Here is a 21091-nt window from a genome sequence, read left to right on the forward strand (position 1 = left end):
GGATGAGCCGTCAGGAAGAGTTCGTCCTCCGCACCGTCGAGGATCGTGAGGTCCGCTTCATCCGACTGTGGTTCACCGACGTCCTCGGCGGGCTCAAATCGGTGTCGATCGTCCCCGCGGAGCTCGAAGGCGCCTTCTCCGAGGGCATCGGCTTCGACGGCTCCGCCGTGGAGGGGCTCTCCCGGGTGTTCGAGGCCGACATGGTGCTCAAGCCCGACCCGTCGACATTCTCCCTGCTGCCCTGGCGCGGGGAGACGGAGCCGACGGGACGGATGTTCTGCGACATCCACGTGCCCGGGGGAGAGCCGGCGCCGGCCGACCCGCGCAACGTCCTCAAGAGGACCCTGGCCAAGGCGGCCGAGAAGGGCTTCACCTTCTACGTCCACCCCGAGGTCGAGTTCTACCTGTTCAAGACCGACAACCTCGACCCGCGCACGGGGATCGTCGAAGGCGCGCGACCGGTCCCCGTCGACTCCGCGGGCTACTTCGACCATGTCAACGGCGGCACCGCCAACGACTTCCGCCGCTCGGCGGTGACGATGCTCGAGGCGATGGGCCTCTCGGTCGAGTTCTCCCATCACGAGGCGGGGCCGGGGCAGAACGAGATCGACCTCCGCTACGCCGACGCGCTGACGATGGCCGACAACATCATGACCTTCCGCTCGGTGATCAAGGAGGTCGCGATCTCCCAGGGCGTCTATGCGTCGTTCATGCCCAAGCCTCTCGCCGACCATCCGGGCAACGGGATGCACACGCACGTGTCCCTGTTCGAGGGGGAGAACAACGCCTTCTTCGAACCCGGAGCAACCTACCAGCTGTCGAGGACGGGACGGCAGTTCATCGCCGGCCTCCTCACCCACGCCGCTGAGATCACCGCGGTGACCAACCAGAACGTCAACTCCTACAAGCGCCTGTGGACCGGACATGAGGCGCCCTCGTACATCTGCTGGGGCCACCGCAACCGCTCAGCCCTCGTCCGGGTCCCGCAGTACAACTCCGGGAAGTCCTCCTCGGCGCGCGTCGAGTACCGCGCGCTCGACTCCTCGGCGAATCCGTACCTGTCCTACGCCCTCATGCTCGCCGCCGGGCTCAAGGGCATCGAGGAGGAGTACGAGCTGCCCGACGAGGCCGAGGACAACGTCTGGCTCCTCTCCGACATCGAACGCCGGGCGATGGGCATCCAGGCCCTGCCGTCGAGCCTCTCCCATGCCCTGGAGACGATGGAGCAGTCCGATCTCGTGGCCGAGACCCTCGGCGAGGAGGTCTTCGACTTCTTCCTGCGCAACAAGCGGCAGGAATGGAACGAGTACCGCGCGCAGGTCACGCCGTACGAACTCAGCAAGCACTTCACCTCGATGTAGGCGTGTGATGGCCCGACTCACCTCCCGCAGCGCCGTCTCCGAATCCGCCGCCCGCTTCCTCGCGGGCATCGACGAGCTCCTCGGCCTGCCCTTGGCGGTGGACTCGCGCTTCATCGACCTCCTCGAGGCGGTTCCCGATCCGCATGCCGCGGCACTCGGCCTGCTCCGCGTGCTCGAACAGGCCGAGGACCCGGTGTCGGTCTTCGCCTCCGCGATCCGTGCGGGAGAGGCGGAGAACCTCGCCGAGGACGAGCTCAACCGGCCGCTGCTCGCGCGGCTGCTCGGCGTCCTCGGCACCTCCGAGGCGATGGTCGACCACCTCGTGCGCCACCCCGACTCCCTCGCCCTGCTGCTCGATCCCGCGCCGTTCCTCATGATCTCCACCCCCGGCGCCTCGGTGTCGGCGCTGCGGGAGTCCCTCCTCGGCGCCGTGGGCGCCGACCCCGGCGATCCCGCTCCCCGGGCCGCTCGCCTCGGCGACGAGGGGATCACGGCGCTGCGCCGGGCCTACCGGGACGCGCAGCTGCGCCTCGTCGCCGACGACCTCGCCGCCGAGCAGCCCGAGGAGGTCGTCGACCAGGTGATGGCGGTGCTCTCCGACCTCGCGGCCGCCGCCATGGACGCGGCGCTGGCCATCGCCCGGAGCGAGATCGACGCGGACGCCGACGTCCGGATGTCCGTGATCGCGCTCGGCAAGACGGGTGCGAGGGAGCTCAATTACGTCTCCGACGTCGACGTCGTCTTCGTCCTCGCCTCGGGCGCCGACGACAGGCAGCGGGCGAAGGCGACGGAGATGGCGCAGCGGATGCGCGCGATCCTCTCCGACCCCGGGTCCGAGCCCGCACTGTGGGAGGTCGACACCGCGCTGCGACCCGAGGGCAAGGCCGGGGCGCTCGTGCGCACGATGAGTGAGTTCACCCGCTACTACGCCGACATCGCGAAGAACTGGGAGTTCCAGGCCCTCCTCAAGGCCCGACCCGTCGCCGGGGACGCCGAGCTCGGCCGCGAGTACGTCGAGACGCTGCTGCCCCTGGTCTGGGAGGCCGCGAGCCGGCAGGGCTTCATCGACGGGATCCGGGCGATGCGCCGTCGCGTCGTCGACCTCATCCCCGCCGCCGAGGCGCCCCGGCAGATCAAGCTGGGACGCGGCGGACTGCGCGACGTCGAGTTCTCCGCCCAGCTCCTCCAGCTCGTCCACGGACGTAGCGACCCCGACATCCGCACCCCGAACACCCTGCTCGCCCTCGACGCCCTCGGCGAGCACGGGTACATCGGCCAGCAGGACGCCCACGTCTTCTCCGCGGCCTACCGGTTCATGCGGGTCATCGAGCATCGGGTCCAGATCCCGCGGATGCTGCGCAACGCCCTCATCCCCGACACCGACGACCGGCTGCGGCTCCTCGCCCGGTCGGTGTTCCGGTTCGGGCCGCGCACCGCCGACCGGCTCGAGGAGGCGCGGAAGGACTACGCGAAGAAGGTCACCCGGCTGCACGAGCAGATCTTCTACCGGCCGATCCTCGAAGCGGCGGTCGGCGTGCACGGCGCCGTCGTCGACGCCCACAGTCGGGGGACGAGCCTGCAGGCGGCCGCGGACCGGCTGCGCGCCTTCGGCTACGTCGACCCCGAGGGGGCGCTCGGGCACATCAAGGCGCTGACGAGCGGCATGTCACGCGCGGCGCTCGTCATCCGTCAGGTGCTGCCGGCTCTCCTCGACTGGTTCTCCGAAGGCGTCGAGCCCGATGCCGGTCTGCTCGCGTTCCGCCGGCTGAGCGAATCCCTGTCGTCCTCGGGCTGGTTCCTCAAGATGCTGCGTGACTCGGGCCTCGCCGCGAAGTCCGTGGCCGAGGTGCTGTCGCTGTCGCGTTACGCGACCGAGCTGCTGCTGCGCCAGCCGGCCGCCGTGGCCTGGCTCGACGACTACGAGAACCTGCGCGCCCGTGATCCCCAGGTCCTGCACGCGGAGGTCGACGGCCTGCTCCGGCGCCACGGCGGCCGCGCGGTGAGCCGGCTGCGCGAGACCTACAGCCGTGAGCTGCTGCGCATCTCGCTGCGTGACGTCCTCGGCATCGGGGAGAGGGCTGAGGTCCCCGGCGACCTCAGCCGGCTCATGGACCTCACCGTCGCCGGTGCCCTGCGCGCCGTGCGCCTCGACCTCGACACCCCGGAGACTCCCGACTACGATCTCGCCGTCATCGCGATGGGTCGGTGGGGCGGGAAGGAGATCGGGTACTTCTCCGACGCCGACGCCATGTACGTCTACCGTCCGCGGGAGGAGAGCCTCGACGCCGAGGCGAAGGCCGCGCTGAGCAGGCACGTCACCAAGGTGGCCCTCCAGCTGGCGAGCCGCCTGGGATCGTCAGAGGGCGCCCAGGGCATCGAACTCGATGCGGACCTGCGCCCCGAGGGCAAGAACGGCCCGCTGGTCCGCAGCCTCTCGTCCTATCAGGCCTACTATGCCAAGTGGTCGCAGCCGTGGGAGGCCCAGGCCCTGCTGCGGGCCCGTCCGGTCGCCGGTGACGAGGCGCTCATCGCCGATTTCACGGCTCTCGTCGATCCGCTGCGCTATCCCGCTCAGATGTCGTCGAAGGCGCTGACCCAGGTCCGGACGCTGAAGGCGAGGATGGAGGAGGAGAGGCTGCCGCGCAACGCGGACAAGCGCCGCCATCTCAAGCTCGGCCGCGGATCCCTCTCCGACGTCGAGTGGACGGTGCAGCTGCTCCAGCTCCAGCACGCGCATCGGGTCGCGGGACTGCGGACGACCTCGACGCTGCCGGCGCTGCGGGCCGCCGCTGCCGAGGACCTCATCCCGTCCGCGGACGCCGAGGAGCTCGCGGCGGCCTGGCAGCTCGCGACGAACGTCCGTTCGGCGGTCATGCTCTACAAGGGCCGGACGACGCATTCGCTGCCGACGGAGTACTCGGAGCTCGAGGCGACCGCACGCCTCCTCGGCTACCCCGCCGGGGGCGGGCACGACCTCGAGGACGACTACCTGCGCGCGACGCGGCATGCCCGCACCGTCATGGAGCATCGGTTCTACGGGTTCGACTGAGCCCGGGGACCGTCAGTCGTCGAAGTCGAGTCCGAGCAGAGCGTTCTCCACGACCTCGGGCAGCGCCGGGTGGATCCAGTACTGTCCGCGGGCGACGACGTCGGCGGCCTGGCCGAACGCCATCGCCTGGATGAGGGGCTGGATGATCATCGACGCCTCGTGGCCGACGATGTGGGCGCCGAGGATGAGCCGGCTGTGCCGATCGGCGATGATCTTCGCGATCCCGGGATCGTCGGCCATCGCCCAGCCGTAGGCGACGTCCTTGTACTGCTGGACCTTGATCGTCACATCGTGCCCGGCCGCCCGGGCTTCCTCCTCGGTCACGCCGACGAAGGCCGCCTCGGGGGAGGAGAACACCGCTCCGGGAACCGCGTGGTGGACGGCGGTGGCGAGCTCCGCCTCGGCGGCGGCCCCCGGGGCCCCGGCGGCGATGTCGACGGCGAGGTTCGCCGCGACGATCTTCGCCTCGTGGTTGGCGACGTGCTTGAGCTGGTGGGGCGAGCAGATGTCACCGAGGGCGTAGACGCCGGGCACCGGTCGTCCGGCCGAGAGCACCCGCTGGTGCCCGTCGACGGCGAGCCTGCCGTCGTCATGGACGTCGTAGCCGGCGTCGCGCACCGCAAGTCCGGTGGTGTTCGGGGTCCGCCCGGTGGCGATGAGAACGGCGTCGGCGCGCAGCTCGGAGGGATGGTCGACCTCGCCGAGGCGACCGCTGGACTCCAGCCCCACCGTCACCTCGGCGTCGGCGACCGTGATCGCGGCAGGCTGGACGCCGGTGAGCACGGTGTGCCGCTGACGGAAGATCTCCGTGAACGTCGCCGAGGCGTCGGCGTCGAGGGCGCCGAGCATCGAGTCCCCGCGCACGACGACCGTGACCTCGGTGCCCAGGGCCGCGAAGATGTGCGCGAACTCCGCGGCGATGACGCCGGAGCCGACGATGACGAGGCGTCGGGGGAGCTCGGAGACGCGCATGATCGTGTTCGAGGTGTGCACCGGGTATCCCGGGGTGTCGACGCGGTCGACGTCGAGGCCCGCCACCTCGGGGATGTGCGGCGAGGCGCCGGCGGCGATGACGACCCGATCGGCCGAGACCTCCTCGCCGGAGGCGGTGCGCACGGTCTTCGGCCCGGTGAAGTGCACATGCTCGGGGTAGACGGTGACATCGGGCTGGCGCTGCCGGCTTCGGAAGGCGCGCCCGCCGGCCTCGATGGCGTCGATGCGGTCGAAGATCCGCTTCTGCAGGGCGGGCCAGTCGACCCCGCCGTACTCCGCCGTGACGTCGTAGCGGGCGGCACGGGCGGCGTGCTCGGCGATCGTGGCCGGATAGACGAACATCTTCGTCGGGATGCAGCCGACATTGAGGCAGGTGCCGCCGAAGTGCCATTCCTCGGCGATCGCCACACTGAGACCGGCGAACCGCTCGTCGAGGATCGTGTTGCCCGAGCCGGTGCCGATCACCAGCAGATCGTAATGCGTCATTGTCCGTCCATGGTCGAGTCCGCGCCGGCGGGGATCACCGGCACAGGGGAGTGGGGGTGTCGCGGGAAGAACCCGCGACACCCCCACTGTATTCCCTGACGAGGTTCCTCAGAGTGCGTAGTAGAGCTCGAACTCCGTCGGGGTCGGGCGCAGCCTGGCGACCTCGATCTCGTTCTCGCGCTTGATCCGGATCCAGGTCTCGATGAGGTCGGGAGTGAACACGTCTCCAGCAGTGAGGAAGTCGTGGTCCTTCTCGAGCTCGAGGAGCGCCTCGTCGAGCGACCCGGGGACGAGCTTGATGTCCTTGGCCTCCTCCGGGGGCAGCTCGTAGAGGTCCTTGTCGATCGGCTCCGGCGGTTCGATCCGGTTGCGGATCCCGTCGAGCCCGGCCATCAGCTGCGCGGAGAACGCGAGGTACGGGTTGGTCGAGGGATCGGGCACGCGGAATTCGAGCCGCTTGGCCTTCGGCGAGGAGCCGGTGACCGGGATGCGGATCGCGGCCGAACGGTTCCGGGCGGAGTAGACGAGGTTGACCGGCGCCTCATAGCCGGGGACCAGCCGGCGGTAGGAGTTGATCGTGGGGTTGGTGAAGGCGAGCACGGCACCGGCGTGCTCGATCAGCCCGCCGATGTACCACCGGGCGATGTCCGAGAGCCCGGCATAGCCGTTCTCGTCGTACATGAGGGGCTCGCCGTTCTTCCACAGCGACTGGTGGCAGTGCATACCCGATCCGTTGTCGTCGAAGAGCGGCTTCGGCATGAAGGTCGCGGACTTGCCGAACTCGAAGGCCGTGTTCTTGATCACGTACTTGAAGTCGAGCAGCTGGTCGGCGGCGTGCTGGAGGGTGTTGAACTTGTAGTTGATCTCCTGCTGACCGGCGGTGCCGACCTCGTGGTGGGCGCGCTCCATCTCGAAGCCGATCTGCTCGAGCGTCAGCGACATCTGATCGCGGATGTCGGAGAAGTGGTCCTGCGGGGAGACCGGGAAGTATCCGCCCTTGAACGGGGTCTTGTAGCCGAGGTTGCCGCCGAGCTCCTCGGCGCCGGAGTTCCAGGCCGCCTCCTCGGAGTCGATGTGGTAGAAGCTGTTGCCCGGGGTGTTGCTGTAGCGGATGGAGTCGAAGAGGTAGAATTCCGCCTCGGCGCCGAAGAACACGGTGTCGGCGATGCCGGTGGACTTGAGGTAGGCCTCGGCCTTCGCGGCGACCTGCCGGGGATCGCGGGAGTACGGCTCATCGGTGAAGGGGTCGACGATCGAGTGGGTGACGACCAGCGTCTTCGCCTCGCGGTAGGGATCGACGAACGCTGTCTCGACGTCGGCGAGCAGCTTCATGTCGGATTCGTGGATGCCCTGGAAGCCGGTGATGGACGATCCGTCGAAGAGGAGGCCTTCGGTGATCTCCTCCACGCCGTACGCGGAGGCGGGAAGGTTGAAGTGCTGGACGACACCGGGGAGGTCGCAGAAGCGGACATCGACGAACTTGACGTCGTTCTCCTCGATGTACTTGACGAGTTCTTCAGCAGACGAGAACACTTAGGTCTCCTAGATAGATTCTTGTGGTCTTTTCGGCGTGACCACGGTCCATCTTAATTGCCCGGGCGTGAAGCGGTGATGACGCCCATGTTTCGGGCATGTTTCCTGGGTTCCTCTCAGCCGGGACTTCGCTAGGCTGGGTCCGTGATCAATCGAGACGACATCGGATCGTGGCTGTCCGGACCTCAAACCGAGCGCGAGGAGGGGGACTGGCCGGGAAGGCGCCTCGGCCTCCCGCAGACCGGAGCCCACTCGCTCGCGCCGGCGTGGCGCAGATTCCTCGCCCTCCTCATCGACTGGTTCATGTGCCTGCTCATCGCCAACCTCATCGGCTCGGACAACCCGCTCCTCGCCCCGGCGATCTTCGCCGTGGAGAACATCCTCCTCGTCGCCACTCTCGGGTACACCGTGGGGCATCGGATCCTCGGCATCGAGGTGCGCCGGCTCGACGGGCATGTGCCCGGCTTCGCGAAGGCGACCATCCGGGCACTGCTCGTCGTCCTCGTCATCCCCGCGGTGATCTTCGACCGCGACCACCGGGGAATCCACGATCTGGCGGCGGGAACCGTCATCCTCAGGCGCTGACCGGCGCGCACGGGATGCTCCCCAGGGGAGCCGACCACAGACCTGAAACCCAGAGACCAGAAGGGGGACCACCGGAAATCGGCAGTCCCCCTTCAGTGTGGGTCGGTGCGGGTCAGCGGCCGCGCATGGCCCGATGGTTCGGCCGGGCCTTGTTCGGGTCGATGCCCTTGGGGATCGGAGGCCTGCTGGCCTGGGTGCCGAGTGCAGCGAGGCGGTTGCGCACCGCGAGCACCTCGGCGCGGTTGAGCTTGCGCGGTAGCTTGTGCACGGTGGGCACGATCTGCTTCATCGTCAGCTGTCCCTCTTCATTCCCGCCCTGGAGGGTGTGAACCGGCACGTTGGGCAGGATCCGCTCGTGGCGCTTCTTCTCCTTGGCGAGCAGCTTGGCGCTGCGCGCCTTGGGCCCCTCGCTGAGGAGGACGACGCCGGAGCGGCCGGTCGAACGGAACACGAGGTCGCGGCTCTTGGGATCGACGGCGATCGGCTGCTCATCCATGAGGTAGCCGCGGCGAGCGGTGTTGAGCACCGCGCCGAAGGCACCCGGCTGACCCTCCATCTGGGCGAATGCCGCTGTCTCGGCGAAGCGTCCGAGCATGAACATGGCGAGCAGGAGGCCGACCATGAAGCCGAGGATCGTGGTGAAGACGGCACCCGAGAACACGAGACCGACGCCGAGGCCGAGGATCGTGCAGCCGAGGATCGCCGCGGCAAGCAGCCAGGGGGTGGCCTTGTTGTGCTTGGCGGCGAGTTCGTACACCTGGCGCATCTGCGCCAGTCGCCCCGGCTTCCGGTTGGGATCCTTCGGCTTGCGGCGGAAAAGTCCTTTGCGCGGTTCTTCGCTCATTCTCTCACTTGCTCTTTGCGGGCGGCATCGGCCTCGAGGTCATCGACGAAGGAGGTCATCGAAGGGGCCCGGAGCCGATTCATTGCTCAGCAGACAAGTCTACCTCTTCGCCCGCGCCGAATGTGTCGACGACGGCCTGCGCCTCCTGCCGCGCCGGGGTGTGCTTGTCGAGGTGCGCGAGGTGCTCGGGGATCGTCTCCCCGCGCCGGCGCATCGCCGTCGCCCACAGGCGTCCGGCGCGGTACGACGAGCGCACGAGCGGTCCGGACATGACGCCGAGGAAGCCGATCTCCTCGGCGGCGTCGCGCAGCATGACGAAGTCACCGGGCTTGACCCAGCGGGTGACGGGGTGGTGGCGGGGGGAGGGGCGCAGGTACTGCGTGATCGTGATGAGGTCGCAGCCGGCGTCGTGGAGATCCTGGAGGGCGTCGATGATCTCCTCATTGGTCTCGCCCATGCCGAGGATGAGGTTCGATTTGGTGATCAGCCCGGCCTCCCGGGCCTGCGTGATGACCGACAGGGAGCGCTCGTAGCGGAAGGCGGGGCGGATGCGCTTGAAGATCCGCGGCACCGTCTCGACGTTGTGGGCGAGCACCTCGGGGCGCGAGGAGAACACCTCGGCGAGCTGGTCGGGATCCGCGTTGAAGTCGGGGATGAGGAGTTCGACACCGGTGCCGCGGCCGTCGACGTAGTCGAGGTCGTGGATCCGGCGCACGGTCTCGGCGTAGAGCCAGGCGCCGCCGTCGGGGAGGTCGTCACGCGCGACTCCGGTGATCGTCGAGTAGCGCAGACCCATCTCCGCCACCGAGGCGGCGACCCGGCGGGGCTCGTCGGCGTCGAAGTCGGCGGGCCGGCCGGTGTCGATCTGGCAGAAGTCGCAGCGCCGGGTGCACTGCTCACCGCCGATGAGGAACGTCGCCTCCCGATCCTCCCAGCATTCGAAGATGTTGGGGCAGCCGGCCTCCTCGCACACCGTGTGGAGATCCTGCTTGCGCACGAGGGACTTCAGGGAAGTGTATTCGGGGCCGATGTGGGCCTTGGCCTTGATCCAGGCCGGCTTCGCCTCGATCGGGGTCTGCGAGTTCCTGGCCTCGACTCGCAGCATGCGGCGGCCTTCGGGCGCAATGGTCACGTCTGATCTCCTAGGCTGTGATGGTCTCGTGCAGAATCTCGTCGAGTCTGTTCGCGACATCCGCGGGCGTCACGACCCGACCGAGCTCGGCGCTGATGGAAGTGGTGTCCGCGTCGGTGATGCCGCAGGGGATGATCGACGAGAACGCCCCCAGCTCGTTGCTGCAGTTGAGGGCGAGCCCGTGCATCGTCACCCCTTCGTGGATCCTGATGCCGATGGCCCCGACCTTCCGATCGCGGCGCAGGCCGTCACCGAGGATCCAGACGCCGGCCCGGCCCTCGACCGTCGTCGCGTCGATCCCGTACTCGGAGAGCAGCCGGATCATCGAGTCCTCGAGCTGCGAGACGAAGAGCCGGACCTCTTTGGGGTCGTTGAGCCGGTAGATGAAATAGGCGACGAGCTGGCCCGGTCCGTGCCAGGTGATCTTGCCGCCGCGGTCGACGTCGACGACCTCGGTGCCGTCGACGGGGCGCTCATGATCCTCCGTCCGCTTCCCGGCGGTGTAGACCGGAGCATGTTCGAGCAGAAGGATCGTCGAGTCGCGTGTCCCGGCGATCACTTCGTCGTGATATCTCTTCTGCAAGTCCCAGGTTCGGCGGTAGTCCGAGAAGTTCGGCGCGAAACCCAGCGTTTCCGTGGCCAGAGGCATGACTCAACACTAGGACTCTTGGTGCGGGTGTTCAATTTGTCGGAGCATGATCCAGAACACTTTCGACCTCGCTCTTGACGTATCAAACTGCATCAAACATCATTGAATAACATGATAAGGCGTTGTGGGCATCGATGGGGATGACGAACTATGACTTGGCGACATCTGGCGATCCTGTCGGACCACATCCATCGCCTCGAATCCTCCACCGGCGAGATCGCATGGGGGATCGACCATCACGGTCGGGACGAGGACGATCCGCGGGCGGCGGGCACGGCCGAGGTCGCCCTGCCCGCGGGCACGAGGTCTCTGCTCCTCGTCGATCCTCTCCCGGGCGGCCTCGTCCTCGACATCGTCCGCTCGTATCGCGGACTCACCTCCTCCGAGCTGGGCACGCTGTTCCTCGGCTTCTTCGCCGAGCTGCGTGAGCGTCCCGAGGCCACCCGGCTCACCCTCGAGGCGATCGGGCTCGACGCCGAGGGTCGTCCGCGGATCATCCCGGGCATCGCCTCTCCTCGGCGCACCTCCGTCCGCCGGGGTCTGGGGGAGATGCTCTATGAGGCGGCGTTCGGCTCCTCGTGGGTCGCCTGCCTCCTGCCCGTCGCCAGCGCACTGCAGGAGCATCCGGAGCCGCTCAGGGAGCTCGTCGGCGACCTCCTCAACGACACCTCCGAAGCGCCCGGGACCGGCGACGCACCCGGGACGGACGACGCGGTGACGTCGCTGCGCCGAGATCTCCTCCGTCGCGATGAGGTCCGAGGCCGCAAGCGCGGGACGGCGGAGGATCTCGCGGCGGCGATCGCCGAGGTGAGCGCGTGCCTGAGGGCGTCGACGACGCCCGGCCCGCTCCCGCTGCTGCCTGCCGAGCGCGATCTCGATCCCGGTCAGGCGCTGACGGCACGGCTGCGCGCAGGGACTATTCGCGACGGCCTGCGCGGGAGCGAGGGCCCGGCCCGTTCGGGGGGCTCCGCGCCTCCGGCATCCGGGGCCGCCCGGACGGGCGACCGGGCCCAGGCGGCGCCCGCGGCTCGGTCCCGATCCCATGGCAGCGCTCGTACCACCGCGAGAGCGGGCACGTCGGGAGCTCGAGCGGCGTCTGCGCGGACTGATGGGTCCGGAGGCGGAGCCGACTCGCCGCGAGCGGGTGGGTCCGGCGACGGTGGCCTTGCGGACCCGGCACGTCGGCTGCGCCGGGCGAGCCGTCAACGATCCGGATGGCGCCACCGTCTGAGCGCCCTGCCGTCGCTGCTGACCATGCGCCCGCCCTCGAGTCGGCTGACGATCCTGCTCGCCGTCGCCGCCTGCCTCGTCGTCGTCGGGACCGCCGTCCTCATCCAGTCCTGGCCGTCGGCGCATGAGCCTGACGAGACGGCCGCAGCACGGGACACCTCCGACGCTGGGGACGATCGGCCCGGACAGGACGGCGCGGCTGAGGATGGCGCAGGGGCGGGAGGGGACATGAGCGATGACGAGGTCACCGATGTCCTCGGGGAGCTCTGCGAGCGCCGCGCCGAGGCGCTCGAGGCCGGCGACGCCGAGGCGCTCGAGGACCTCACGGCTCCGGGATCGACGGCGGCCGCGGCCGACGAGCTCATCGACCTCGCGGCCTTCGCGGGCGCCGAGCACACGATCGACCTCGCTGAGATCCACGTGACGGACCGGTTGCCGGACGAACTCGTCGTCACGGCGCGTATGTCGACGACCTCGACGATCGACGACGAGGTCGTCGACTTCGACGCCCGCACCGTCGAATTCCGTCTCACCCGGATCGAGGGGGAGTGGAAGGTCGCCGAGGTGATCGACACCGGCTCCTGAGACGGCGCGAAGCCCGGCCGACGTCCCCGTCGGCGCGGCCGCCGAGTTCACCGTCGGCCGGCACCAGGGCGGCGCGGGCGGGAACGGCGAAGGGCCGGTCGCGTTGGGCGACCGGCCCTTCGGGGCAAGGTGGATCAGAGTTCGAGATCCGCCTGGAAGTTGCCGTCCTCCAGTCGAGCCTTGATCGTCTGCAGGAAGCGTCCCGCATCCGCTCCGTCGACCAGCTGGTGGTTGTACGTCAGAGGCAGGTAGACCATGTCGCGGATCGCGATGGACTCCTCCCCGTCCGCGGTCTTGACGACCACGGGACGACGCACGATCGCGCCGGTGCCGATGATGCCCATCTGCGGCTGGTTGATGATCGGCGTGTCGAACAGCGCACCGACCGACCCGATGTTCGTCACCGTGAACGTGCCGCCGGACAGTTCGTCCGGTTGGATCTTGTTGTTCCGGGTCCGATCGGCGACATCGTCGATCGCCTTGGCGAGTTCGGCGATGCTCATGTCTCCAGCGTCCTTGACGACGGGGACCAGCAGTCCGCGCGGGGTGTCCACGGCCACGGCGAGGTGCTCGTGATCGAAGTACGTGATCTCCTGGGACTCCAGGTCGTACTGGGCGTTCACCTTCGGGTGCTGCTTGAGCGCCTCGACGATGGCCTTCGCGAAGAACGGAAGGTAGGTGAGCTTGACGCCGTGCTTCGACTGGAACGCGTCCTTGTTGGCCTTGCGCAGCTTCGCCACCCGAGTCATGTCGACCTCGATGACCTGGGTCAGCTGAGCCGAGACCTCGAGGGATTCGCTCATCCGCTTGGCGATGGTCTTGCGGATCCGCGAGGCCTTCTCCGTCGTGCCGCGCAGCTTCGCGGCCTCCTCCGGGATCTCGAGCTTGAACGGTGCCTGCTCACCGCCGGCCGGTGCCGCGGCAGGTGTCGCCGTCCGGCTCGACGCCGCTTCGAGCACGTCCTGCTTGCGGATGCGTCCGCCCACCCCGGTGCCGGTGATCGCACCGAGATCGACGCCCTTCTCACGGGCGAGTCGACGCACGAGCGGAGTGACGTAGGCGGCGTTCTCGCCCACGGTCTCCGCGGCCTGGGAGGCTGCGGCCGTCTGAGCGGACTCCTGCTTGGGCGCGGGCTTCGTCTGGGTGGGAGCCTGCGACGGCTCCTGAGCCGCGATCGACTCGGCTTCGGCCTCGGCCGGCTCGGAAGCCGTGTCCGGCTTCTGCTCGGCCGGCTTCTCCGGCGCGGACTCGGCAGGCTTCTCCTGCGCGGGAGCCTGCTGCGCGGGAGCCTGCTGCGCGGGAGCCTCGTCCTCGGCGGGCTCCTCGGCCGGAGCCTCCTCCTCGGCGGGAGCACCGGAGCCGATGATCGCGAGCGCGGCACCGACCTCGACGGTCTCGTCCTCGGCGGCGAGGTGCTTCTGCACGACGCCGGAGACCGGGGACGGCACCTCGGTGTCGACCTTGTCGGTCGAGACCTCGAGGAGGGGCTCGTCGACCTCGACCTCTTCGCCGACCTCCTTGAGCCAGCGGGTGACGGTTCCCTCGGTCACCGATTCGCCCAGGGCGGGCATCGTGACCTCGGTCCCCTCGCCGCCGGAGGTGCCGGAGCCGTCGTCCGACGAACCGCCGGATTCAGCGGGGGCCTGTTCCGGTTCGGACGGAGCCTCGGCGGGCTCCTCCTGTGCCGGAGCCTCGTCCTCGGCCGGCGCCTCGTCGGACCCGGACTCGTCCGAACCGGCGCCGCTGCCGTCACCGATGTACGCGAGATCGCCGCCGACTTCGACGACATCGTCCTCGTCGGCAAGGATCTTCTCCAGCACGCCCGCGTAGGGGCTGGGGATCTCGGTGTCGACCTTGTCGGTCGACACCTCGAGCAATGGCTCGTCGACCTCGACCTCGTCGCCGACCTCTTTGAGCCACCGGGTGACGGTGCCTTCGGTCACCGACTCACCGAGAGCCGGCATCTGCACGGAATTCGACATGTCTTTCGTCTCCTCGGATCTTATGAGTGGAAGTGCAGGGGTTTTCCGGCGAGGGCCAGGTGAGCCTCGCCGAGCGCTTCATTCTGCGTCGGATGCGCATGGATGAGCTGCGCGACTTCCTCTGGGAATGCCTCCCAGTTGACGATCAGTTGGGCTTCTCCGGCCTGCTCGCTCAGTCGAGCGCCGATGCCGTGGATGCCGACAACAGGTCCTTCCTTCTCGCGGATGACCTTGATCAGACCAGTGGTGCCCAGGATCACGGACTTGCCGTTGCCGCCCAGGTTGTATTCGATGGCTTCGACCTTGTCCGCCCCGTACTGCTCCTCGGCCTGCTTGGACGTGAGTCCGACAGAGAAGATCTCGGGCTCGCAGTAGGTCACGCGGGGGATGCCGGACTCGGCGACCGGGACCGGATCGAGGCCGGCGATCTCCTCGGCCACGAAGATGCCCTGGCCGAACGCCCGGTGGGCGAGCTGCAGTCCCGGGACGATGTCGCCGCACGCGTAGATGTTGCCGACCCCGGTGTGCAGGCGCTCGTTGGCGAGCACGAAACCGCGGTCCATCGGGATGCCCTGCTCCTCGAACCCGAAGCCTGCGGTGACGGGCCCGCGTCCGACGGCGACGAGGAGGTACTCGGCCTCGAGGACGGAGCCGTCGTCGAGGGTGACCTTGACACCGTCGGCGGTCTCCTCGACGCCCTTGAACATGACGCCGAGCTTGAAGTCGATCTTGCGCTTCTTGAAGGCGCGCTCGAGGTTCTTCGAGATCGTCTCGTCCTCATTGGCGACGAGGTGCTTGAGGCCCTCGACGATGGTCACCTTCGCTCCGAAGGAGTTCCACACGCTCGCGAACTCGACGCCGATGACGCCTCCGCCGAGGACGACGACGGAGTTCGGGACCGTCTGGAGCTGCAGCGCCTCGGTGCTCGTGATGACCCGCTCAGTGACCTCGAGACCGATGGTCTTCGAGGTGGATCCGGTCGACAGGAGGATGTTCTTGCCCTTGACGGTCTGCATTCCGTCCTCACCGCTGACCTCGACGGTGTCCTGCCCGACGAGCTTGCCGGTGCCGAAGTAGGTGTCGATGCCGCGCGCCTTGACCAGGCCCTGCAGGCCCTTGTAGTTGCGCGTGATGACGCTGTCCTTGTACTCGAGCACCTTGGCGATGTCGACGCCCTTGAACTCGGCCTCGATGCCGAACTTCGCGGACTCCTTGGCCGACTCGGCGACTTCCGCCGAGTGCAGCAGGGCCTTGGTGGGGATGCAGCCACGGTGAAGGCACGTGCCCCCAACCTTGTCGTTTTCGATCAAAGCAACCTTCATATCGAGCTCTGCAGCGCGCAGAGCCGCGGCATAGCCACCGGTTCCGCCGCCGAGGACGACAAGGTCGTAGGTCAATGAATCACTCACGGATTACTCCTCGTAGCTTTCGGATAAGACTGCCGCCGGCAGCTTTCCTCTTTATCTTTCCACTTTTCTCGCGGGTGGTGAAAGCACAGGCCGCCCGAATCGATCAAGGTGTGCATCATCACGTCGTTTTCGACGTCCGGTAGAAATTCCCTCTCAGTCGGATCGCTTCGCCAGCTCGACCAGGGTCCGCACCGCGGCGCCGGTTCCGGCCACCGGGGTGTAGCCGAACGCGGACCCGGTGTTGAAGCTCGGCCCGGCGATGTCGATGTGGGCCCAATCGCGGTCCTCGTCGACGAACTCGCGGAGGAACGCCGCCGCGGCGAGCATTCCGCCCTCCCTGGGCCCGGAGTTCTTGAGGTCGGCGGCATTCGAGTCGAAGCCCGCGAGCATCTCCTCGGGGATGGGCATCGCCCACATCTGCTCGCCCACAGCCTCAGCCGCCTCGGTGACCTGAGTCCGGGCGGACTCGGTGCCCATGACACCCGAGGTCCGCTTGCCGAGGGCGACGATCTGGGCCCCCGTGAGGGTGGCGACGTCGACGAGCAGATCGGGGTTCTCGGCCCCGGCGTCGGCAAGGGCGTCGGCGAGGACGAGTCGGCCCTCCGCATCGGTGTTCGTCACCTCGACGGTCTTGCCGCTGCGCATCCGGAGGACGTCGCTGGGGCGGATGGCCGAGGAGCCGGGCATGTTCTCCGCCAGCGGCAGCCATGCGGTCGCCCGCACGGGCAGCCGGAGGTCGGCGATCGCGAACACCGCCTGGACGACGGCAGCGGCCCCGGACATGTCGGACTTCATGTCCTCCATGCTCGCCGCCGGCTTGAGCGAGAGCCCGCCCGAGTCGAAGGTGATCCCCTTGCCGACGAACGACAGGTGGCGCTTGGCTCCCCGGGGGCTGTACTCGACCTTGACGAGCCGCGGCCCTCGCGTCGATCCCTGGCCGACGCCGAGGATGCCGCCGTAGCCGCCCGCCTCGAGCTCCTTCTCGCCGAGGACTGTGACCGTGACCTTCCGGCTGCCGCTCTGCTCCTCGACGATCCGCGCGAAGGAGGCGGGGTGGAGGTCGAGCGGGGGAGTGTTGACGAGGTCGCGCGCCCGGTTGGTCGCTGCGGCGACGATCGCACCGGATTCGTGTGCGGCGGTGAACGCCCTGCCCTTGGGTCCGAGCACCGTGATCGTCCCGGGCGCCTTGTCCTCGTCCTCGGTGACGTAGGCGAGGAACCGGTAGGCGCCGAGTTCGGCGCCGACCGTCACGGCCTCGACGGCGGCAGGGGTGCTCGCGGGAAGGGCCAGGGCGATGGCGTCCGCTCCGTCGAGCGCCCGCAGCGCGGTGCCGGCCGCCCGACGCAGAGCCTCGAGGCCGGCCGGTCCCGGGTCGGAGCCGGTGGATTCGGAACCGAGGCCCACGAGGAGGATGCTGTCCGCGGAGAAGCCCTTGGGGGCGGGGATGCGGGCGGTGGCCCCGGCCTTTCCGGTGAACCCGATGGCTCTCATGATGTCCTCGACGGCGGTGCGGGCCGATCTCACGGAGTCGAGGCCGAGGGCCGATCCGTCTGCGGCTGCCAGCACCAGAACCGATGCTCGGGTCTTCGTGGGCGCACTCGAGGCGAAGCTGCTCGAGGTGGTGGCACGAGGCATGTGCTCCCTTTCGTCGTCGATGGGCGTTGGGTTCGATCCTAATGCCAATTGCGAATCGAAGTTCAAACCGCACGTCATCTGACCAGGTCCGCCCCTTGTATTCTGGAATGCGTGTACTCACTGATTTTCAGACTTCTCTTCGTCCCGATGGATGCCGAACGTGCACATCACGTGTCGTTCTCCGCATTGCGATTCCTCGATTCCCTGCCCCTGCTCAATCGCCTCCTGCGACTCGTCCTCGCGCGGGGCACGAGGGACGAGGTCGAGGTCCTCGGCCTGCCGTTCCCCAATCGGGTCGGACTGGCCGCCGGTTTCGACAAGAACGGTGAGGGGGTGCGCGCGCTGTCCGCTCTGGGATTCGGCCACATCGAGGTCGGCACGATCACCGCCCACGCGCAGCCGGGCAATGACCGGCCCCGACTGTTCCGCCTGCGTGAGAACCTGGCCCTGCTCAATCGGATGGGGTTCAACAATCAGGGCGCCCGGCAGGCCTCGTTCAACATCGAGGCCCAGCGCAGGGCGCTGTCGGCCCTGCCCGGGCGCGCCCGTCCCATCGTCGGGATCAACATCGGCAAGACGAAGGTCGTCCCCGGCGCGGACGCCGTCGAGGACTACGCCGCCTCCGCCCGGGCACTCGCCCCGCTGGCGGACTATCTCGTCATCAATGTCAGTTCACCGAACACCCCGGGACTGCGGGATCTGCAGTCGGTGGCGAGCCTCGAACCCATCGTGTCCGCGGTCAAGGCGACCGCCGCCGAGGTGGTCGAGAACCCGCGCTCGACGCTCGGCCATGTGCCGCTGCTCGTCAAGATCGCCCCCGACCTCAACGACGAGGACGTCATCGAGATCTGCCGGCTCGCGGTGCGCCTCGGCGTCGACGGCCTCATCACCACGAACACGACGATCGACCGTGACGTCCTGAACGGTGAGGAGGCCGAGTTCGCCAGGTCGCAGTCCGGAGGGATCTCGGGCCGGCCGCTCGCCGCCCGCTCACTCGAGGTGCTGCGGCTGGTCAAGGCGACCGTCGGGAACGAGCTCACGGTCATCTCCGTCGGCGGGATCGCCGATGCCAGGGATGTCCGCGCCCGCCTCGCCGCCGGCGCCGACCTCGTTCAGGTCTACTCCGAGATGATCTACTCGGGCCCCTTCTGGCCCGGCCGGGTCATCCGCGGAACCAAGGCGCACGGGCTGCTCGCCGCACAGCGGTAGCGAGAGCAGTCGCGCATCGAGCAGCCGCGGCCCCGGTTCGCGCTGCCGGTCCGCGTCGGCGGCCCCGGTCCGCGGCGCCGGCCCCGGTCAGGGACGACGACTGCCCCGGTTCGTCACGTGGGGCCCTCTCACAGAGGGGTCCTGCGTGACGAACCGGGGCAGTGGTGATCGCCCTCGGGTCCATGGCCGTCGCGACGGTGCGTGCGTCACCGGACGCGATTGACCGTGCCCGCGTCAGCAGACGCGACTGACCGTGCCCGCGTCGGTGCGGGCACGGTCTGTGAATGCCTCAGCCCAGGTGCCGGCGGGTCACTGGGGGTACTGGCGGCGCTTGACCTGCGGCTTGGGCATGCGCAGCGGTCGCAGCTGGACGCTGCGCATCACCGCGTAGAACGTCAGTCCGCGCTCGACCTCGCCGAACTTCGCCCGCAGACGGCTCTTGAGGAGGTAGTTGAGGATGAAGCCGTCGAGGATGACGAGCGCCAGCAGTCCCCACACCGCATACGTGAAGTACTGCTGGACGGTCACCGGCTGAGTGAACGCGATGACGAGGATGAGGATCGCCGCCGGGATGAACAGCTCGCCGATGGAGAACCGCGCGTCGACGTAGTCGCGGACATAGCGACGCTGCGGGCCGCGGTCGCGCCGGGTCAGGTACTTCTCCTCGCCATTCATCATGCCGATCCTGGCGCGGTCGCGCTCCTTCCGGATCTGCTCCTTGGCCTTCTGATTCGCGACCTTGCGATCCTTCGACACCAGCGGCTGCCTGCGCACCGACTCCTGTTCGCGGCGCTTGGGGGTGGGCCGCCCCTTCTTCTGCTCCGCGGCACGGCGCGCCGCAGCGGCCTCGGCTGAGTGGTCGACGGGCTGGCTGGAGGATTCCGCATCCTCGGGGGTCTTTTTGCTTCCGAACACCCAATGAATACTACCGTTGGAGGATGAGCGAATCGACATCAGCACTCGGGAGTGCGCAGCTGGCCGCGGAACTGGATGAGATCTTCGACGAGGTGGTGGCACAGCTGAGCGAGCTCGTGTCCATCCCCTCCGTGGCCTGGGAGAGCTTCGATCCCGGTCAGGTCAGGGCCAGCGCCGAGGCGGTCGCCCGGCTCGCGGCCGACCTCGGCCTGGAGACGGAGATCCTCACCGCCCGGACCCCGGACGGGTCGGAGGGCTATCCGGCGGTCGTCGCGAGCCTTCCCGCTCCCGACGGCGCCCCGACCGTCCTCCTCTACGCCCATCATGACGTCCAGCCTCCCGGCAGGGCCGAGCTGTGGAACACCGAGCCGTTCACCGCGACGCAGGTCGGGGACCGGCTCTACGGTCGCGGAGCCGCCGACGACAAGGCGGGCATCATGGTCCACCTCACGGCGCTGCGGCTGCTGCGCGAGCGCCTCGGCGTGGGAGTCACCCTCTTCATCGAGGGGGAGGAGGAGGCGGGCAGCCCGAGCTTCCGCAGCTTCCTCGACACCTATGAGTCGAAGCTCGCCGCGGACGTCATCGTCGTCGCGGACTCCGGGAACTGGGCGGCGGGCGTCCCGGCGCTGACGACGAGCCTGCGCGGAATGTGCGCCCTCGAGTTCGAGATCGCCACCCTCGACCATGCGGTGCACTCGGGGATGTACGGAGGTGTCGTGCCCGATGCGATGCTCGCGATGACCCGCGTCCTCGCGAGCCTCCACGATGAGGACGGGTCGGTGGCCGTGCCCGGACTCGTCGCTGACACGGACTCCGCGATCGACTACGACGAGGAGACGATCCGCACCGACTCCGGCGTGCTCGACTCGACCTCCCTCATCGGCCGGGGCACCCTGGCCTCACGACTGTGGTCGCAGCCGTCGATCACCGTCATCGGACTCGACATCCCCGACGTCGCGATGTCCTCGAACACCCTGCAGTCGAGTCTGCGGGCGAAGCTCTCCATCCGCCTGGCGCCGGGGGACACCCCGGAGAACGCGGTCCGGGCCGTGTCGGACCACCTGCGCGCGCACCTGCCCTTCGGCGCCTCCCTGACGATCGGCGCCACCGAGGGCGGCAGCCCGTGGCAGGCGAACCTCGACGACCCCGTGGTGCGCACGGCGCGGGACGCGCTGACCGACGCCTGGGGAGTCGACTCGGTGACGATGGGCATCGGCGGATCGATCCCGTTCATCGCCGACCTCCTCGAGGTGTTCCCCGAGGCCTCGATCCTCGTCACCGGGGTCGAGGACCCGGACGCGCGGGCCCACAGCGCCAACGAATCGCTCTACCTGCCCGACTTCAGAGCCGCGATCGTCGCCGAGGCGCTCCTGCTCTCACGCCTGTCGACGGGGCACTCCCGGAACCCCTGACGGGAGGGGAATGCCTGACGGGAATGCCGACCGCTCGGGAATAGGGCGGGACCCTGTCGGCGTTGAGGGGCATGTAGGCTTG

15 protein-coding genes are annotated in these 21091 nt (G+C 68.6%); 6 read left to right on the forward strand and 9 right to left on the reverse strand.

Features of this window, described 5'->3' with window-relative positions; genetic code table 11:
• Positions 1-2: 2 nt before the first annotated feature.
• Complete coding sequence (glnA, locus tag DFO65_RS09030) at positions 3-1361, forward strand: type I glutamate--ammonia ligase (protein WP_113904089.1); 1359 nt, start codon at positions 3-5, stop codon at positions 1359-1361.
• Between the two features lie 7 nt (positions 1362-1368).
• Positions 1369-4410, forward strand: a complete 3042-nt coding sequence (locus DFO65_RS09035) for a bifunctional [glutamine synthetase] adenylyltransferase/[glutamine synthetase]-adenylyl-L-tyrosine phosphorylase (protein WP_113904090.1) — start codon at positions 1369-1371, stop codon at positions 4408-4410.
• Positions 4411-4422: 12 nt separating this feature from the next.
• On the opposite strand, the gene DFO65_RS09040 is transcribed toward DFO65_RS09035, so the two are convergent.
• Entirely contained in the window at positions 4423-5889 is a 1467-nt protein-coding gene (locus DFO65_RS09040; RefSeq protein WP_113904091.1) for a mycothione reductase, read from the reverse strand.
• A 108-nt stretch (positions 5890-5997) separates the two neighbouring features.
• On the reverse strand, positions 5998-7422 hold the full coding sequence (gene glnA / locus DFO65_RS09045) for a type I glutamate--ammonia ligase (protein ID WP_113904092.1): 1425 nt from the start codon (positions 7420-7422) through the stop codon (positions 5998-6000).
• Positions 7423-7566: 144 nt separating this feature from the next.
• On the opposite strand from glnA (DFO65_RS09045), the gene DFO65_RS09050 reads away from it, so the two are divergent.
• Positions 7567-8007, forward strand: coding sequence for an RDD family protein (locus tag DFO65_RS09050; protein WP_113904093.1), 441 nt, complete (start codon positions 7567-7569; stop codon positions 8005-8007).
• 112 nt (positions 8008-8119) lie between these two features.
• Here the strand turns inward: DFO65_RS09050 and DFO65_RS09055 are convergent, their stop codons facing one another.
• From DFO65_RS09055 to lipB, 3 genes are all read right to left on the reverse strand, one after another.
• The gene (locus DFO65_RS09055; protein WP_113904094.1) at positions 8120-8851 is read right to left on the reverse strand and encodes a DUF4191 domain-containing protein; all 732 of its coding nucleotides are present in this window, start codon (positions 8849-8851) and stop codon (positions 8120-8122) included.
• A gap of 79 nt (positions 8852-8930) precedes the next feature.
• Positions 8931-9983 (reverse strand): lipoyl synthase, encoded by a 1053-nt coding sequence (gene lipA, locus DFO65_RS09060; RefSeq protein WP_113904095.1) that lies wholly within the window; start codon positions 9981-9983, stop codon positions 8931-8933.
• Between the two features lie 10 nt (positions 9984-9993).
• A complete protein-coding gene (lipB, locus tag DFO65_RS09065; protein WP_113904096.1) occupies positions 9994-10632 on the reverse strand; it encodes a lipoyl(octanoyl) transferase LipB in 639 nt (212 codons plus the stop codon).
• A 150-nt stretch (positions 10633-10782) separates the two neighbouring features.
• On the opposite strand from lipB, the gene DFO65_RS09070 reads away from it, so the two are divergent.
• Positions 10783-12447, forward strand: a complete 1665-nt coding sequence (locus tag DFO65_RS09070; protein ID WP_113904097.1) for a hypothetical protein — start codon at positions 10783-10785, stop codon at positions 12445-12447.
• A 134-nt stretch (positions 12448-12581) separates the two neighbouring features.
• On the opposite strand, the gene sucB is transcribed toward DFO65_RS09070, so the two are convergent.
• The 3 genes from sucB to DFO65_RS09085 form a co-directional block, all read right to left on the reverse strand.
• Positions 12582-14429, reverse strand: a complete 1848-nt coding sequence (sucB, locus tag DFO65_RS09075) for a 2-oxoglutarate dehydrogenase, E2 component, dihydrolipoamide succinyltransferase (RefSeq protein WP_113904098.1) — start codon at positions 14427-14429, stop codon at positions 12582-12584.
• 20 nt (positions 14430-14449) lie between these two features.
• The gene (gene lpdA, locus DFO65_RS09080) at positions 14450-15838 is read right to left on the reverse strand and encodes a dihydrolipoyl dehydrogenase (RefSeq protein ID WP_113904099.1); all 1389 of its coding nucleotides are present in this window, start codon (positions 15836-15838) and stop codon (positions 14450-14452) included.
• A 153-nt stretch (positions 15839-15991) separates the two neighbouring features.
• Entirely contained in the window at positions 15992-17473 is a 1482-nt protein-coding gene (locus DFO65_RS09085) for a leucyl aminopeptidase (protein ID WP_113904100.1), read from the reverse strand.
• A gap of 111 nt (positions 17474-17584) precedes the next feature.
• Here DFO65_RS09085 and DFO65_RS09090 point away from each other — a divergent pair, with 111 nt between their 5' ends.
• Positions 17585-18682, forward strand: a complete 1098-nt coding sequence (locus DFO65_RS09090; RefSeq protein WP_113904101.1) for a quinone-dependent dihydroorotate dehydrogenase — start codon at positions 17585-17587, stop codon at positions 18680-18682.
• Positions 18683-18991: 309 nt separating this feature from the next.
• Here DFO65_RS09090 and DFO65_RS09095 read toward each other — a convergent pair whose 3' ends face one another.
• Entirely contained in the window at positions 18992-19597 is a 606-nt protein-coding gene (locus DFO65_RS09095; RefSeq protein WP_113904102.1) for a DUF3043 domain-containing protein, read from the reverse strand.
• Between the two features lie 23 nt (positions 19598-19620).
• Between DFO65_RS09095 and DFO65_RS09100 the strand changes: the two genes are divergently transcribed.
• The gene (locus DFO65_RS09100; RefSeq protein WP_113904103.1) at positions 19621-21009 is read left to right on the forward strand and encodes a dipeptidase; all 1389 of its coding nucleotides are present in this window, start codon (positions 19621-19623) and stop codon (positions 21007-21009) included.
• Positions 21010-21091: the final 82 nt, after the last annotated feature.

This window comes from Brevibacterium sanguinis, from assembly GCF_003315415.1.
Taxonomy (GTDB): domain Bacteria; phylum Actinomycetota; class Actinomycetes; order Actinomycetales; family Brevibacteriaceae; genus Brevibacterium; species Brevibacterium celere_A.